This is a genomic window from Psychrobacter namhaensis, from assembly GCF_016107545.1.
Classification (GTDB): domain Bacteria; phylum Pseudomonadota; class Gammaproteobacteria; order Pseudomonadales; family Moraxellaceae; genus Psychrobacter; species Psychrobacter namhaensis.
The window spans coordinates 22,715-39,026 of sequence record NZ_JABASS010000002.1; the positions used below are offsets into that span (position 1 = coordinate 22,715).

The window sequence follows — 16,312 nt, forward strand, 5'->3', positions numbered from 1 at the left end:
ATCATACCTAATTTAGCTGAGTGAGTGTTATGGTGGAGGAATTACCGTCGGTGTTTTTAGTAGGACCGATGGGAGCAGGGAAGACGACGATCGGCAAATTGCTTGCCAAGCAGTTAGGACGCACCTTTGTAGACAGCGATTGGTATATTGAGTCACAAACAGGTGCCGATATTGCTTGGATATTCGCTAAAGAAGGTGAGGCTGGGTTTCGGGAGCGTGAGACGCGAGCCATTGATGAGCTCACTCAGAAACCCCACATTGTCTTAGCCACCGGTGGCGGCGCCGTGATGAGTGCTGAAAACCGCGCGTTTTTAAATCAACGCGGCATTGTGGTTTATCTGAATGCACCAGTCGATGTGCAAATGGCTCGTACGGCCAAAGACAAATCACGACCATTGTTACAGCAGCCTAATCCCAGACAAATACTGCAAGACCTGTATAGCACACGCGATCCACTATATCGTCAAGTTGCGCATATCATAATGCCCACTGGGCACACGTACCCGCGGCACATGGTCAACCAACTCTTACAGCAGCTAGCGTCCTTTAATATCTCTAGCGCAGCAGGCTCTAAAAAAGAGTGATAAGAGACAAAGATAAACCGAGTTATTAATTACAGTCAGCTACTTTTATCTCATTAAAATGCTTAGGGAGTGCTCATGGCCAAGCCACTGTTTCATGATGGATTAACCGTTCATACGCAAAGTCATGACTATCCAATTGTCATTACTGAAAAAATGGCGACAGAAAAAAACAGCATGGCAAAGCAAGTCGCACCCTATATCAGCGGTCGCCAAGTATTGATTGTCACCAATGACACCGTTGCGCCTTTATATTTGAATGCTTTAGCAGAAGAGCTGGCAGAGCAATTTACCGTCAAGGTTTGCGTCCTCCCTGATGGTGAGCAATATAAGAACCAGACCAGTATCAACCAAATCTACGATGCCTTGATGGCGGCGCATTTCAATCGTGATGTCACACTGATTGCGTTGGGTGGCGGCGTGGTTGGGGACATGACAGGTTTTGCGGCGGCCAGTTTTATGCGGGGGGTGAGTTTTATCCAGATTCCAACCACGCTACTGTCGCAAGTGGATTCGAGCGTTGGTGGCAAGACGGGCATCAATCATGCGCAAGGCAAAAACATGATTGGCGCTTTTTGGCAGCCGCAAATGGTGCTTGCGGACATGAGCACGCTCAAAACACTGCCCGCGCGTGAGCTGTCGGCAGGACTTGCTGAAGTTATTAAATACGCGCTTATCATGGACGAAGCATTTTTGACGTGGCTTGAAAACAATTTGCCTGCGATGATGGCATTGGATTTGGCCATACTTGGCGATGCAGTAAAGCGCTGCTGTCAGTATAAGGCCGATATCGTCGCACAGGACGAGAGAGAGTCAGGCGTGCGGGCGTTGTTAAACTTTGGGCATACTTTTGGGCATGTGATTGAGACGCACCAAGGCTACGGTAACTGGCTGCATGGTGAAGCAGTCGCTGCTGGGATGGTACAAGCCGCCGAACTGTCGCAAAAAATGGGCTGGTTAACGGCCGAGGAAGTTGCCCGAGTTAAACGTGTGTTAACCTTGGCCAATTTGCCTATCACACCGCCGTCTATCGAGGTGCAAACTGCTTTAGATTTGATGGGTCATGATAAAAAAGTGAAACACGGACAAATCCGCCTTATTTTGTTAAAATCACTAGGTAAGGCCGTATTGACCAATGATTTTGATGCCAAACTACTAACTGACGTATTGTCACCACCGAGAGCATAACGCCTCAACATTTCATGGCTCCTCATTGCTCACTGACTATAAACATACCTATTATACTGGTTAGCCGTCATTTTACTCAAACACGCATTGACGTGTGCGGTTGAACATATTCTCACCAAGGACATTTCCATGGCAGCCTCAAGATCGACGACTCGTACCGCTCGCCAATCATATCGCCGGCAAGCACTGATTTGGCTGATAATGACCTTGCTGTTGGGGGTAGTGACGGCGCTAGTCTGGATGCTTAGTCAAACGCCAGCGCTGGGTGCTAAGATCGAAAATGCCCCGATATCAGCACCGGAGACATTAAGTAATGAGCTTGAACAGCCCTTAAAAATTGAGTCGCTACATGAGCTTGATACCGATGTGCAGCCCATCAGTTTTGATGCGACGGTTCGTGACTTGCGCAACTATCCTGATGAGTTTAAAGACAAGCGTTATTTGCTGGCCAATAAAGGCAAATGGACGGTGCAGGTAATGAATGTCACTGAAAACGAGGTGATTGTCAGTTACCTAGAAGGCCGCGAGGACCGTGATAAATTTGCTTACTTCCGATATCTCGATGATGCAAATCAAGTACGTTATATGCTGACTTATGGGATCATGAGCAGTCCACAAGAGGCTGTCGGCGCCGCAAAACTCATAGACTTTAAGTTGCCTGATAACGTGCGGGTGTTACCAGAAGAGATCAATCGCTACGTCAGTATTATCGATAATTATGAACGCCCTGATCCAGTAAAAGACTTAAGCACAAAACGCACACGTTCCGTGAATTTGAACCCAACTAAACGCGAAGTCCCCGTGCGTCAGCAAACGCAAAATGCTAGCAGTGGTGATAGTAACCAAGCAGCAAGCAACAATGAAAATCGTAGTAGCCAAGACACCGAAAATGACAATAATGAGGAAAGTATTCGCCAGTCAGCTGATACTTCTGCTACTTTATCCGTGAGTGAAGAGCGTATCGTCGGTTATGAAGGACAAGCGCCAGCTGATAAGACGTCTAAAGACAAAGACAGTGTGAAAAAACCTGCGCAGGACACCAAAAAACCAGCGGCATCCGCGACTGATAGTAACAGCACGAAAAAACCCCCAGTAGTGCCAACGCCTAAGCCGCCAAGTAATACGAATAATACAAATTCTGTCAGCAAAAGTGATAACACCAACGCCTCTAAAGCGAATAGCTCTCCTAAGACGAGTAGCGATAGTATAAAAACCCTAATAGAAGATAAAAGTAACTAGTGGCTAGCTGGTAGTTCACAGCAGTGACAACGTCGCGGTGATGATAAAAGGTAAAACCCACTAACAAAAACAGTTGGTGGGTTTTTTTATGCAAGTTTATCAATGTTTGATCAACGCTATAATAAGTGTGCAGGGATAACACAGCTACCTGAGTTAGGGTAACCAAGCCTTGCAATTATTACTTTACGTTAGAGAGTAACTGCGATTTTGAGATATCCTATAACCAATAGTAATAAGTTCTCTTACAAAATATGGTCGATGAATCGAGAGAAAAGACTAGATTTTTTGCCCATCATTAACTAATATAACTGTGGGCGACGTTCTGTATAGTTATCGTAAAAAACTATTTATCTAACAATCATTTAGTAAGACTCTTTTATTCATAAGATATTTTACTAAAACTTGTTGTCTCAAGCGCAGCTGCTTGTCATGCATAGCGAAGCTACTGCAAGTGGCGCAACCTCTCTTATTGTCACTCTTTTTAGGGTTAATAAAGCGCTTGAATACAGAGCGTCAGATATTCAAAATTAATCAAATGTACTGTTGTTCGATGCCCAGCCAATCAGCTTGAAACGCTAGGCATAATACAATGACAAGCGACACTCATAATAACGACGTTACGTTATTGATGATTAAGTAACTGGCATATAGGGACGTGTTTCGCCCCATTGCCACGGGCTACTACTTACTATCTGTTAATACACTAATTACCTGTTAAGACATCATCTACTGACTAGGAGGGTCAAGGATTTTACCTTACTCTCAAAGCATGATGGCTATGAGCGTCACACCATTTATTAATTCGGATATACGAATATTAATTACCAGCCCGTTCTGCCTACGGGTGTCAGCTTATGTGCCGCATTGGTTACCTAAGTTACCCGTTTACTTAAAAGGACCAGCTATGTCAATGATTTCCTCGCAAACCCACCTGGCCACGCCAGATGACTTTTCTGATAATTGCGGTTTTGGTTTGATTGCTCACATTGAGGGTGAGGCCAGCCATGATTTGGTAAAAACTGCTATTCATAGCCTCAGTTGTATGACTCACCGCGGCGGTGTTGCGGCTGACGGTAGAACTGGTGACGGTTGTGGTTTATTACTGGCAACGCCTACTGAGTTTTTTAAAAAAATCGCAGCTGAGCAGCAGTTCACACTTACCGAGAATTTTGCAGTGGGTATGGTGTTCGTCAATTTAGACGAGGCTAAGGCCAAGCATAGCCAGCAAGTACTAAGCGAGGAGATCGAGGCACAAGGACTAGAGGTTGCAGGTTGGCGCGATGTGCCGCTTGATTTAAGTATTGTTGGTGAGATTGGTCGTGAGACACTACCAGATTTTAAGCAAGTGTTTGTCAATGCCCCCAATGACAATGAGCTGGCAGCGGACGATTTTAACCGTAAATTGTTTGTCGCCCGTAAAAAAGCGGAGCAACGTTTGGTCGATGATGAGCTGTTTTATGTTTGCTCATTGAGTTGCCAGACGATTATTTATAAAGGTTTGGTGATGCCATCAGACTTGCCAGCGTTCTTTTTAGATCTACAAGATGAGCGTTTGGCGTCGCATATCGTGGTGTTCCATCAACGCTTCTCAACCAATACCTTGCCACGCTGGCCGTTGGCACAACCATTCCGTTATCTTGCCCACAATGGCGAGTTGAATACCATCACAGGTAACCGCAACTGGTCGGAAGCACGTACGCCAAAACTAAAATCAGAAAAATTGCCCAATTTGAATGAGTTGACGCCTTTGGTAAATCGCACGGGTTCTGACTCATCAAGCTTGGATAACATGCTTGAAGTGCTGATGTCAGGCGGTATGAATTTGTTCCATGCGATGTCGATTCTAGTGCCACCCGCTTGGCAGAATGTCGATAGCATGGACATGGACTTGCGCGCGTTTTATGAGTTTTACTCGCAGCATATGGAAGCGTGGGACGGCCCAGCAGGTTTGGTGATTCAAGATGGACGCTATGCCGTTTGTATGCTCGACCGAAATGGTCTGCGTCCGTCGCGGTGGGTGACCACCAAAAATGGGTATATCACGGTCGCCTCTGAGGTTGGCGTTTGGGATTACTCGCCGACAGACGTATTGGCAAAAGGCCGCGTTGGACCTGGTCAGATGCTGGTCATTGATACGTTGACCGGTCAAATCTTAGATACTAAGGCAATTGCAACCTTACTTAAAGAAGCCCATCCGTATCGTAAATGGTTACGTGAAGAAGCCACTCGTGTTCGTGATGATGAGCGTTTAGAAGAAACATTGGCGGCGCAGTCTTGCCGCGGTGAAAAGCTAAAAGCCTTGCAAAAAATGTATCACATTACCAATGAAGAGCGTACTGAAATCATTCGTCCCAATGCCGAAAATGGTCAAGAGCCAGTCGGATCGATGGGGGATGATACGCCCATGGCGGTACTATCGCAGCAAATTCGTCATGTTGGTGACTTTTTCCGCCAGCAGTTTGCACAGGTGACCAATCCACCGATTGACCCACTGCGTGAATCCATTGTGATGTCGCTACAGACGTGCTTAGGTGCTGAAACCAACGTGTTTGCGCCGTCTGCGAGAGATGCCCATCGTATTATTCTATCGTCACCGGTGTTATCAGCCAGCAAGATGCAGCAGCTTGAGACTTTAGAGGATCCTGCGTTCAAGATGGATCGTATCGACTTGAACTATGATCGTACGCTAGAGTTGTCTGATGCCATTACTGCCATCTGTGAGCAAGTGGCGAGTAGCATTCGTGCGGGCAATACACTGATTGTGTTGTCTGACAAGGCCATTGATGTAGATAAAGTACCGGCCAACGCTATCATGGTGACGGGTGCCGTACATCATTACCTCATTGCCCAAGGTATTCGTACCGATGCCAATCTCATCATTGAAACAGGTCTTGCTCGTGATTCGCATCAAGTAGCCGTATTGATTGGCTTTGGTGCGACCTGCGTTTATCCATACTTAGCCTACGATGTCATCGATGACTTGGTCGCAACGGGCGAGCTGCTTGGTGATCCGATTCAAGCGCGGGTGAATTTCCGTAAAGGCTTGGATAAAGGCTTATTAAAAATCTTATCAAAAATGGGCATCTCTACCGTGGTTTCTTATCGCGGTGCCCAGTTGTTTGAAGCCGTCGGCCTCTCAGAAGAAGTCGTAAGCTTGTGCTTTAAAGGTGTGCAAAGTCGTATTAAAGGCGCAACCTTTGCAGACTTGGCGGCGGATCAAGCACAACTGGCTGCTAATGCCTTTAAACGCCGCGCACCACTCGATCAAGGTGGGTTGCTCAAGTTTGTCTTTAACAAAGAGTATCATGCCTTTAATCCAGACGTAATCAACAGCTTACATACAGCGGTACGAACGGGCGATTATGTCAATTATCGTCATTATGCAGATCTGGTCAATAGCCGTCCAGTTGCTACCTTGCGCGACTTATTGCAGTTAAAGACGGACAACAGTATCGATGTCAATGAGGTCGAAGACATCTCCAAAATTTTGACCCGTTTTGACTCTGCTGGCATGTCGCTTGGCGCCCTATCTCCTGAGGCCCATGAAGCCATTGCTATGGCTATGAACACCATTGGCGGACGCTCAAACTCTGGTGAGGGCGGGGAAGATCCGGTGCGTTATGGCACGCTGCGCAACTCAAAAATCAAACAGGTTGCCTCAGGCCGTTTTGGCGTGACCCCTGCATATTTGCGCTCAGCAGAAGTGATGCAGATTAAAGTCGCTCAAGGTGCTAAACCGGGTGAAGGCGGCCAGCTACCGGGTGGTAAGGTCAATGCCTTGATTGCGCGCTTGCGATACTCTGTACCGGGGGTGACGCTGATTTCTCCACCACCGCATCATGATATTTATTCTATCGAGGATTTGGCGCAGCTGATTTTCGATTTAAAACAAGTCAATCCAGATGCCTTGGTGTCGGTCAAGCTGGTCTCTCGTCCAGGGGTTGGAACAATCGCCACGGGCGTGGCAAAAGCCTACGCTGACTTAATCACCATCTCAGGTTATGATGGTGGTACAGCAGCGTCGCCGCTATCTTCTATTCATCACGCAGGCTCACCGTGGGAGTTGGGGCTTGCTGAGACTCACCAGTCGCTACGTGTTAATGGACTACGTGATAAAGTACGAGTGCAAACCGATGGTGGCCTAAAAACGGGGCTTGATGTCGTAAAAGCCGCTATCCTTGGGGCAGAAAGCTTCGGCTTTGGTACCACACCGATGATTGCGGTTGGTTGTAAATACCTACGTATTTGTCATTTGAATAATTGTCCAACAGGCGTTGCCACTCAGAAAGCCAGATTGCGCGATGAGCACTTTATTGGTGAAGCTGAGATGTTGATTAACTTCTTTAAGTTTGTGGCGACAGAAACACGCGAGTGGCTCGCAGTACTGGGCGTACGTAGTATGGAAGAGCTGGTCGGACGTACTGATTTGCTGGACGTATTAGAAGGGACGACTGACAAGCAGCGCCACCTTGATCTAACCCCATTGCTGTTTAGTCATCCGGCCAGTGCTGGTAAAGCGCAAACATGTCAGGTAGAGCGCAATGAGCCATTTGACAAAGGCTTGCTCGCCGAGCAGATGATTAGCGATATGCTATTGAATATCCGCCAAGGCACAGGCGGTGAGTACAGCTATGATGTGGGTAACTGTGATCGCTCTATCGGCGCTCGTATTTCTGGCGAAATCGCGCAGCTATGGGGCAATCTGGGTATGAGCGACATGCCGATTAAGTTGCGTCTGACAGGCACCGCAGGGCAAAGCTTAGGCGTCTGGAATGCGGGCGGCCTGAACATTGAGCTTGAAGGTGATGCCAATGACTATGTCGGTAAAGGCATGGCAGGCGGGGAGATCGTCATTTATCCACCGAAAAACTCAAGCTTTACCGCACAAAACACGGCCATTATCGGTAACACTTGTCTATATGGCGCCACTGGTGGCAAGTTGTATGCCGCTGGTACGGCAGGCGAGCGCTTTGGGGTTCGTAACTCGGGTGCACACGCGGTCATCGAAGGCACAGGCGACCACTGCTGTGAGTATATGACTGGCGGTATCGTCACGATCCTTGGACGTACAGGTCTCAATTTTGGGGCAGGTATGACCGGTGGTTTTGCTTATGTGCTCGATATGGAAGGCGACTTCTTTGATCGCTGTAATCATGAACTGATCGATCTGAATCGTATTTCAAGCGAGCAAACAGAAGAACATCGCATCTATTTGCAACGCGTGATCGAAACTCATATAGATAAAACCGGTAGTGCGTGGGGCCAGACGATATTGGATGACTTTGAACACTACGTTCGTAAGGTTTATTTGGTAAAACCAAAAGCTGCGAACATTGCAAGCCTTCTTAAAACTACTATGGCAGACCCACAATAGCTGATTGGTCATCGTTGATCGATAGCAGCTTTGAGTAGGTTACCCAATAATAGGTTTTTAGATACGTTGTAACTCACAGGTTTTAAGCAGGTAAGTGACAGCAACAGCCGACATGCTTTGATTTTATTGTTCATTGAGCATCGCTGGCTGTCACCGCCCACTGTAAAAGAGCCTTATATAAAAGAGATAGCACCATGGCAAAACGCATAGAAAATAGTTTTCAGTTTTTAGATGTACCACGGCTTGAGCCGATCAAAAAAGACATCGCAACGCGCTCAACGGAGTTTGTCGAAATTTACACACCGTTTGAGAGTGAAGCAGTGGCGCAGCAGTCGCACCGTTGTCTTGAATGCGGTAATCCGTACTGTGAATGGAAGTGTCCCGTACATAACTACATTCCTAATTGGTTAAAACTGGCCACCGAAGGGCAGATATTTCAAGCGGCTGAATTGTGTCACCGTACCAATACCTTGCCTGAGGTTTGCGGACGCGTCTGTCCACAAGATCGTTTATGTGAAGGGGCTTGTACGTTAAATGATGGCTTTGGGGCCGTCACCATTGGCAATGTAGAAAAATACATCAATGATACTGCCTTTGCTCTCGGCTGGCGTCCGGATATGTCTGATGTGGTTTGGACGGATAAAAAAGTCGCCATTATCGGTGCAGGACCCGCAGGCCTAGGCTGTGCAGATATCTTAGTCAGAAATGGTGTCAAACCAGTCGTCTTTGATAAGCGTCCTGAAATTGGGGGCTTACTTACCTTTGGTATTCCAGAATTTAAAATGGAAAAAGATGTGATGCGCAATCGCCGTGTCATCTTTGAAGGCATGGGTATTGAGTTTCGTCTGGAAACAGAAATTGGTACAGATATTAGTATCGATGAGCTGCTCAGCGATTATGATGCGGTGTTTATGGGTATGGGCACGTACACTTATATGCGAGGTGGGTTTGCTGGTGAAGAGCTCGAAGGCGTTTATGATGCGCTAGATTATCTGATTGCCAATGTCAATCGTTGCAATGATTGGGAAAAGAACCCCGAAGAGTATATCGATTTCAAAGGCAAAAGAGTGGTGGTACTAGGCGGCGGTGATACGGCGATGGACTGTAACCGTACCAGTATTCGTCAAGGTGCTGAGCAAGTGGTCTGTGCCTATCGCCGCGACGAAGAGAACATGCCAGGCTCGCGCCGTGAAGTGGTCAATGCTCGCGAGGAAGGGGTTGAGTTTTTATTCAACCGTCAACCAACTGAAATCATTGGCTTAAACGGTAAAGTCAAAGGCGTAAAAGTCGTGACGACTCAATTGGGCACGCCCGATAACCGAGGTCGTCAACGCCCTGAGCCCATTCCAAATTCAGAAGAAATTATCCCTTGTGATGCGGTGATTATGGCCTTTGGTTTTAGACCAAGTCCGGCGGATTGGTTTGAGGGTCAGCAGGTCGAAATGAGTCTCAATGGTCTTGTACTGGCACTTGAAGATCAGCCTTATAAGTTTCAGACCAAAAACCCGAAGATTTTTGCAGGCGGTGACATGGTACGCGGGTCGGATCTGGTCGTGACAGCGATTTGGGAAGGTCGGCAAGCGGCTGAAGGGATATTGGACTTCTTAGAAGTATAATTTAGCAGTACACTTTAGAAGTGCCATCAAACCTCTCTGCGTTTCATTATTCATAGTTTTATTATTCATAAGTAGGCTTTGAGCTCGAACGTCTTTTGTCTTTTAATAGGCAAAAGGCGTTTTTTTTGACAATTGCTTTGTAAATGAAGGCGCTACTGCTAGCATGTGAATACTTAGCGCCTCATTCCTACCCCTTATCCGACCATCAACTAAAAAGAGTAGCCCGACGTGAAATTAACTATGTGGCAACGATTTACCGCACCGTTTGTTGAGCCTTATGTTCGTTATCAACACGCGGATATCTTGCATGCGACACGGTTGGGTGTGGCTGTGATACTTGCCTTGTTAGTCAATAAGGTCACAAACCTTCCCCATGGGGAGTGGACGACCATTACGGTTTTTATTATTTTGGGACTATTACAATACCAAGGCGCGATCTATACCAAGGCTAAAGAGCGGGTAATGGGCACCTTGTTGGGCATTGGTGCCGCTCTTGGTGTGTTGTGGTTCAGTCAAAACGTGGGTGCATGGTTGTGGGTAGATTATGCGCTCATTGGACTGATCAGTGGCATCATTGGCTATCTGGCGGTCAGGCAACTGGGATACACGGGGCTGCTGACTGGGATCACGATGTTGATGATTGTCTCAGATTTGGGCCATAGTAGTATTGGACAAGATGGGATTTACCGCGCTCTAAATATTTTACTTGGGACGGGGGTCGCCGTGGCAGTGACACTGGTCTTGCCATTAAAGTCGACCCTGATGTGGCGTTTTTTATTGAGTAGTAACCTCGATGCCTGTAGTAGTCTCTATGCTAGCGTGGGCAACCACATTGACACGGCGGACGGGATGACGCAAGATTTGGCTCAACCGCCGAACCCAGTGGCGTTTTCAGTCGATGGAGTACCGGTTAACAAGACGTTAGTCACAGCGCTACAACAGATCAATAAACGCTTGCTGGCCGTGCGTCCACATATCGCTGCGACAGCCAGTGAGTCAGGGATTAAAAAAGAGACATTGGAGACGATCCAGCGTACTCACCGGAATATTATCGGAACGATTGATTTACTATTGAGTGCAGCGCCGCGCTTGGCCAATATCGACATCGATGATGAAAATCACACTTTATTGATACATTATCAGCATGAGCTGACCCAAGCCATGCAGCATATGGCAGCAGTACTGCGTAGTCCAAGCGATGAGATGTTTCGCCCCATTACTCGTATTGCCGTCTCAGAGTACCCAAGCGTACAGCACTTGGCGTTTGAATGGCAGGGGTATTTTTGGTTGACGCAAACCTTGCAAACCCAATTGCAGCAGTTGAGTGACTTGCTACAAACCACCAAACCGCACTGGTATGCAGCGTCTGGCCTGAGCTATCAGCGTCGTGAGCAGCGCCGGATAAAACAGCAAGGCGGCGAGACTGACTTACATTTATAATATACAGTCGATTCTATTTAAAACCGATACAGAGTGAATGGGATAAATTTTTTGTAGCCTCTGTCACGCCTGCGAACAGCAAGCAAGAAAAATGTATCCCATTAGCACGATGATATTAACGTATCGATTTTATTTTCAACTGATTATAGTGGATCTTAAATAAAAAAACGCTGACCCTTTAACGTCAGCGTTTTTCGTTGTTAGCGGCATAGTTATCGCTAAAAAGCAGTCACTAAAGAAGTCACTAGCGCCCCGTTTTTAGCTTATCCCAATACTGCTGGTACACTTGTAGTGCTTCATCGCCCACATCTTCTTGGAACTCAGCGTTGGCTAGCACGTCTTTACTAGGATAAATAGTGGCATTATTACGCACATCTTCGTCCATCAGCTCACGTGCTGCCATGTTTGGTGAGGCATAACCAATCTCTTCACTGACGATTTTGGCATTTTCAGGACGTAGTAAGTAGTCGATAAATTTGTGCGCCGCATCGACCTGTTTTGCATTTTTTGGAATGACAAAGTTATCCATCCATAGTATCGCGCCCTCAGACGGGTACTTATAAACCAAGCTGGTCAAACCTTCATCATTGGCCATAACCGCCTCGCCATTCCACGTCATACCCAGTGCAGTTTCGCCTTCGATATAAGGCATACGTGTCGCATCGGAGTTAAAGGTTTTCACATTTGGCATCAACGTGGTGAGCTTCTCGTAAGCCGCTTTGATCTCGTCAGGATCGCTACTATTGCCTGAATAGCCAAGTGTCAGTAGTGCCATACCAAACACTTCGCGCACATCATTGGTGAGCATTACCTGACCTTTATACTTAGGATCCCATAGGTCATTCCAGCTGTTGACCGTCGCAGGATCCACAGTATCGCCATTAATAGCCAGTCCTGTGCTGCCCCACATATAAGGGATAGAGTATTTATTTTCTGGGTCAACTTTGGTGTTGGTAAATGACGTATCTAGATTTTTAAAGTTACTCAGTTTCGATTTATCCAATTCTTGCAGTAGTCCTTCTTTGGCCATCTTTTCGACATAATAAGTCGATGGGATCGCAAGGTCATACTGACTAGAGTCATCGAGCAGCTTGAGCTTAGCGTACATGGCTTCATTAGAATCAAAGGTGGTGTAATTCACATTAATACCAGTCTCTTCTTCAAAACCATCCAGAATCTCTTGTGGCATGTATTCTGACCAGTTATATAAATTAAGCGTCACATCGCTCGTGGCGGCACTACCATCAGCCGCAGCGTTGTCAGAGTTGCTACAGCTAGCAAGAGCCAAGCCAACCGTCATTGCCAACAGGGCTTTTGGCATCAGACGACCGACAGAGGCAGCCGTGCGTGCGGGTAGGTGGGACGATGATAAATGGGTCAAAATATCTCTCCTAGATAAGGTGATGCAAATCGATAACCATCAGTAAAGACTGACAGGTAATAAATGTTTGATAAAATGGTCACCCTATTATGGTCATTGTGGTCAAAAATTTAAAGGGGCGTGTCTAACAGTCGTTGAGCCGCCTTGATCCGTTGCTCAGCGCTTTGGTTTAAATGATTGAATGACCAATCCAACAGGTATATACGGCCCTATTTATAGCGAGCTTAGGACGCGGCAATGACAGCAGATAATCATGCTATGATAAGTGCAGATTTGGGCGGCGCTATGCTCTTGACTAACCATAACATAATAATGGATGACCCATCATGACTCAGACCAACGCGGTGATACCGGCTTTTTTGCTGAATAAAGTGGTTATTGTCACTGGTGCCAGTCGTGGACTTGGCGCACAAATCGCTCAGAAGATGGCAGGAGCGGGCGCAAGTGTGTGCGTCAATTATCTCAATAGTCAAGAAGCGGCTGACACAGTAGTTGCAGATATCGTCGCGGCAGGTGGGCAGGCATTTGCTTATCAAGCCGATGTGACAGAGCTTGAGCAGATGCAAGGTATGGCAAAGGAGGTGACGGCGCGCTATGGTCGTATTGATATACTGGTCAATAATGCGTTGCCAAGCTACCAATTTAATCCTAGTGCGGACTATACCAGTATTGAAACCGTTCAGTGGTCGCATTTTACCCAACAAATAGATGGCATCGTAAAGGGTGCGGTCAATGCCGTGCAGGCAGTCCTGCCCCAGATGAAAGCGCAAAAGACAGGCAAGATCCTCAACATTTCAACCAATCTGGTCTACAACCCTGTGGTCACTTATTATGACTATACGACGGCCAAATCTGCCTTGATTGGCTTGACTCGTAACCTAGCGGCTGAGCTTGGGCAGTATGGTATTCGGGTCAACTTGCTGGCAGGTGGCCTGTTAAAAACGACGGATGCCAGCCGTTTAACGACCGAAGCGGTTTTCGACTACATTGCGACGACCACCCCGCTGCGTCAAGCAACCTCAGTGGATGACTTTGCCAATTCAGTTCTGCTAATGGCCTCTGATCTAAGCGCGGCTATCACGGGACAGTCCATCGCTGTCGATGGTGGTTTGACGATGCCTTAGTATTTACGTCTAAACGCGCTATGAGTTAACGAATCAATGATAACCACCCTCATGCACAAAACACGTCACTGAATATAGAAGAGAGAAAAGATGAACAACCACAAACGTGCTGGATTTATTACCGCGGTGATCGGCATAGTCGCTTTTATGATACTGTTCAACGCAGGCTCACAGGCGTCTATCGTCAATTGGCCTGTTGAGACCTATTTAGGGTTGGCGTTTACGATTGGTTGGTTGAGCCACGTACCAGTTTGGTTGGCTCATACACTGGCAGCGTTGGTACTTATCCTTATCATCGTAGGGTTTTATAAAGTTGGTAGCTGGGTTTATGGTCTGCTAGCAAAGCGCCGCTAAAGGTAGGGGCTGAGAGAGTAGTTTATGCGTCCTTATTTGCAAACTCACCCGACCCAAGTTGTCAGGGTGTGACATGAAATTGCTCAAGCACCGCTTGTATCCCGCGCTCTTCAATCGTTCCAGTGACAAAATCTGCTCGTGCTATCAAATCAGGCTGAGCATCCCCCATCGCCACCGCATAGCCGACCAAATCAAACATCTCTAGATCATTCATACCATCGCCAAACGCCATACACTCGCTGACATCTACCGCGTAGTACTCACACACGTCTTTGATGCCTCGTGCTTTGGAGGCATCCACAGGCAATATGTCTGCGCCGATATGATGCCAATGCACCAGCTTTAAACCGTAGTGGTCAAAGTTCACGTTTTGCATTTTATCAATTTGATTGTTAAAAAATACAGAACACTGATACACAGGGGTTGATTGATAATAGACCGGATCGACGATAGAGTTTGGCGTTCTGGCATTGTAATCGCGTAAACGCTCGTTTTCGTCTGACCATGCAATATGAGTGGCGGAGTCAAACTTATGAATCAACGCGCTCTGTTGGCAAAGATGTACAATTTTTTCCGTCTGCTCAGCAGACAAAGGGTAGTGGCTGATGCGTCCGTTTTTATCAAAGCTGTATTGCCCATTCATACAAATAATAGCGTCTAAGACACCCACATCAAGTAGCGCTAAAATATCATCAGGTATGATGGCTTTAGAGCGTCCAGTCGAAATCACCAGCTTGATATCCGTCTTGGCTAGCTGCTCAAGAGTCGCTTTGTTATGCTCGGCGATCATACCGCCCCGGCTCAGGGTATCATCAATGTCAAAAAAGATGATTTTGGGTATGGGCAGTTTGTGTTTCATACCGGCTGTAGCCGCTTTATCAACAATAAACATGATTGTCCTTTATGTTTTAGATCCTATTATCGTCAGTTAAAAAATACCAGAATGAGGCAAAAAAGCGTGCGACTGGTATACCTGTTCTTTGCTTACTGCGACGTTGCAGTCTATTGTATTATTTTTAAATCAAATCGACTATATCAAGGGTTATCAAGGCCCACTCGATCATGGCTAAGCGGCTTGGTCGATTGTTGTTATTCGTTTTATCCTACAGGCTCATCAGCAAAAAATAACGGGTTTTTTGACTAGGTTGTGTAACGTGCTGGTCAGTAAGGTTCTACCGCCGGCTGTGGGTAGAATCCTAATACGTAACTAAATACATAGTTGATATTTTGGTTGATATTCTGTTTTTTAACTCTATATATATCCTACATGTATAGTCAATTATTTTTAGATTTTCTAATGAATATCTTACGTTATTTTCTATGCTGAGAGTGTGGTTAGAGGCACTTGATTGACCATCACCCAAGCGCCCATACAAGACACTGAATCAGTAACACAACCTATAGGAACAAACCATGACGGCTTCTACTCAAAAATCAAATCATCAAGACAGCGCTGATGGGGAAGTGTCTGGGCCAACGCCGCGGCACCCTGACAGCCGGCTTGAGGCAGATTGGCTGTTTTTGTATGAGCAACTCCCACCCAATCAGTGGTACAGCGCAGACTATGTTTATAAAACATCGGGATGGTTAAATATTCACGCCGATATTCGTAAGCGCCAGCGTATTCTTATCCAAATCAGTGACGCCTATCATTTGGGTGACATGGAGTGGTCAGAGTACCGCGCACAACTCTCACCGCGGATTCATCAGTATATTTTTAAGTTGCATCAGCACCATAGCATTGAGGACAAGGGGTATTTCCCACAGTTTATTCGTATGTATCCGCAGTTAAAGTCGGGGTTTGAGGTGTTAGATCGTGACCATCTGCATTTAGACTCGCTACTTAACGAGTTGCAAGGACTAAACAGTCAGCTTGTGATAAGTGAGGGAGAAGATAAGGCGCTAGGTGGACAATTGCATCAGACCTTAGTCGACGTGAGTGATCTACTCTCACAACATCTGACCGATGAAGAGGACTTGGTGATCCCTATTTTGGGATTAAATTAGGGGGGTGG

General features: G+C 46.6%; 11 protein-coding genes. 9 read left to right on the forward strand and 2 right to left on the reverse strand.

All coding sequences use genetic code 11. From position 1 onward, the window contains the following. Positions 1-29 precede the first annotated feature (29 nt). The 6 genes from aroK (at position 30) to JFC06_RS02035 (ending at position 11,438) form a co-directional block, all read left to right on the forward strand. Positions 30-584 carry a shikimate kinase AroK gene (gene aroK / locus JFC06_RS02010; RefSeq protein ID WP_198333796.1) on the forward strand — a complete coding sequence of 185 codons (555 nt, stop codon included), beginning with the start codon at positions 30-32 and terminating at the stop codon, positions 582-584. A gap of 75 nt (positions 585-659) precedes the next feature. Then, positions 660-1,769, forward strand: coding sequence for a 3-dehydroquinate synthase (gene aroB, locus JFC06_RS02015; RefSeq protein ID WP_198333797.1), 1,110 nt, complete (start codon positions 660-662; stop codon positions 1,767-1,769). 129 nt (positions 1,770-1,898) lie between these two features. Then, positions 1,899-3,008 carry a hypothetical protein gene (locus JFC06_RS02020; protein ID WP_198333798.1) on the forward strand — a complete coding sequence of 370 codons (1,110 nt, stop codon included), beginning with the start codon at positions 1,899-1,901 and terminating at the stop codon, positions 3,006-3,008. Positions 3,009-3,912: 904 nt separating this feature from the next. Further along, a complete protein-coding gene (gene gltB, locus JFC06_RS02025) occupies positions 3,913-8,382 on the forward strand; it encodes a glutamate synthase large subunit (protein ID WP_198333799.1) in 4,470 nt (1,489 codons plus the stop codon). A 194-nt stretch (positions 8,383-8,576) separates the two neighbouring features. After that, complete coding sequence (locus JFC06_RS02030; protein ID WP_193006715.1) at positions 8,577-9,998, forward strand: FAD-dependent oxidoreductase; 1,422 nt, start codon at positions 8,577-8,579, stop codon at positions 9,996-9,998. 240 nt (positions 9,999-10,238) lie between these two features. Next, on the forward strand, positions 10,239-11,438 hold the full coding sequence (locus JFC06_RS02035; protein ID WP_198334024.1) for an FUSC family protein: 1,200 nt from the start codon (positions 10,239-10,241) through the stop codon (positions 11,436-11,438). Positions 11,439-11,682: 244 nt separating this feature from the next. On the opposite strand, the gene JFC06_RS02040 is transcribed toward JFC06_RS02035, so the two are convergent. After that, positions 11,683-12,819, reverse strand: a complete 1,137-nt coding sequence (locus JFC06_RS02040) for an ABC transporter substrate-binding protein (protein WP_198333800.1) — start codon at positions 12,817-12,819, stop codon at positions 11,683-11,685. Positions 12,820-13,145: 326 nt separating this feature from the next. Here JFC06_RS02040 and JFC06_RS02045 point away from each other — a divergent pair, with 326 nt between their 5' ends. Together JFC06_RS02045 and JFC06_RS02050 are read left to right on the forward strand one after the other, a co-directional pair. Then, entirely contained in the window at positions 13,146-13,943 is a 798-nt protein-coding gene (locus JFC06_RS02045) for a 3-oxoacyl-ACP reductase (protein WP_198333801.1), read from the forward strand. Between the two features lie 90 nt (positions 13,944-14,033). Further along, entirely contained in the window at positions 14,034-14,297 is a 264-nt protein-coding gene (locus tag JFC06_RS02050) for a hypothetical protein (protein WP_198333802.1), read from the forward strand. A 61-nt stretch (positions 14,298-14,358) separates the two neighbouring features. On the opposite strand, the gene JFC06_RS02055 is transcribed toward JFC06_RS02050, so the two are convergent. Continuing rightward, a complete protein-coding gene (locus tag JFC06_RS02055) occupies positions 14,359-15,189 on the reverse strand; it encodes a Cof-type HAD-IIB family hydrolase (protein WP_227670096.1) in 831 nt (276 codons plus the stop codon). Between the two features lie 521 nt (positions 15,190-15,710). Here JFC06_RS02055 and JFC06_RS02060 point away from each other — a divergent pair. Beyond that, positions 15,711-16,304, forward strand: coding sequence for a hemerythrin domain-containing protein (locus tag JFC06_RS02060; protein WP_198333803.1), 594 nt, complete (start codon positions 15,711-15,713; stop codon positions 16,302-16,304). Positions 16,305-16,312: the final 8 nt, after the last annotated feature.

What these genes read in the sequence shown, in the direction of transcription:
- JFC06_RS02045 (WP_198333801.1), top strand. Translation starts at nt 13,146, where the DNA reads ATGACTCAGACCAACGCGGTGATACCGGCTTTTTTGCTGAATAAAGTG.
- JFC06_RS02050 (WP_198333802.1), top strand. Translation starts at nt 14,034, where the DNA reads ATGAACAACCACAAACGTGCTGGATTTATTACCGCGGTGATCGGCATA.
- JFC06_RS02035 (WP_198334024.1), top strand. Translation starts at nt 10,239, where the DNA reads ATGTGGCAACGATTTACCGCACCGTTTGTTGAGCCTTATGTTCGTTAT.
- JFC06_RS02060 (WP_198333803.1), top strand. Translation starts at nt 15,711, where the DNA reads ATGACGGCTTCTACTCAAAAATCAAATCATCAAGACAGCGCTGATGGG.
- JFC06_RS02020 (WP_198333798.1), top strand. Translation starts at nt 1,899, where the DNA reads ATGGCAGCCTCAAGATCGACGACTCGTACCGCTCGCCAATCATATCGC.
- gltB (WP_198333799.1), top strand. Translation starts at nt 3,913, where the DNA reads ATGTCAATGATTTCCTCGCAAACCCACCTGGCCACGCCAGATGACTTT.
- JFC06_RS02055 (WP_227670096.1), bottom strand. Translation starts at nt 15,189, where the DNA reads ATGTTTATTGTTGATAAAGCGGCTACAGCCGGTATGAAACACAAACTG.
- aroK (WP_198333796.1), top strand. Translation starts at nt 30, where the DNA reads ATGGTGGAGGAATTACCGTCGGTGTTTTTAGTAGGACCGATGGGAGCA.
- JFC06_RS02030 (WP_193006715.1), top strand. Translation starts at nt 8,577, where the DNA reads ATGGCAAAACGCATAGAAAATAGTTTTCAGTTTTTAGATGTACCACGG.
- aroB (WP_198333797.1), top strand. Translation starts at nt 660, where the DNA reads ATGGCCAAGCCACTGTTTCATGATGGATTAACCGTTCATACGCAAAGT.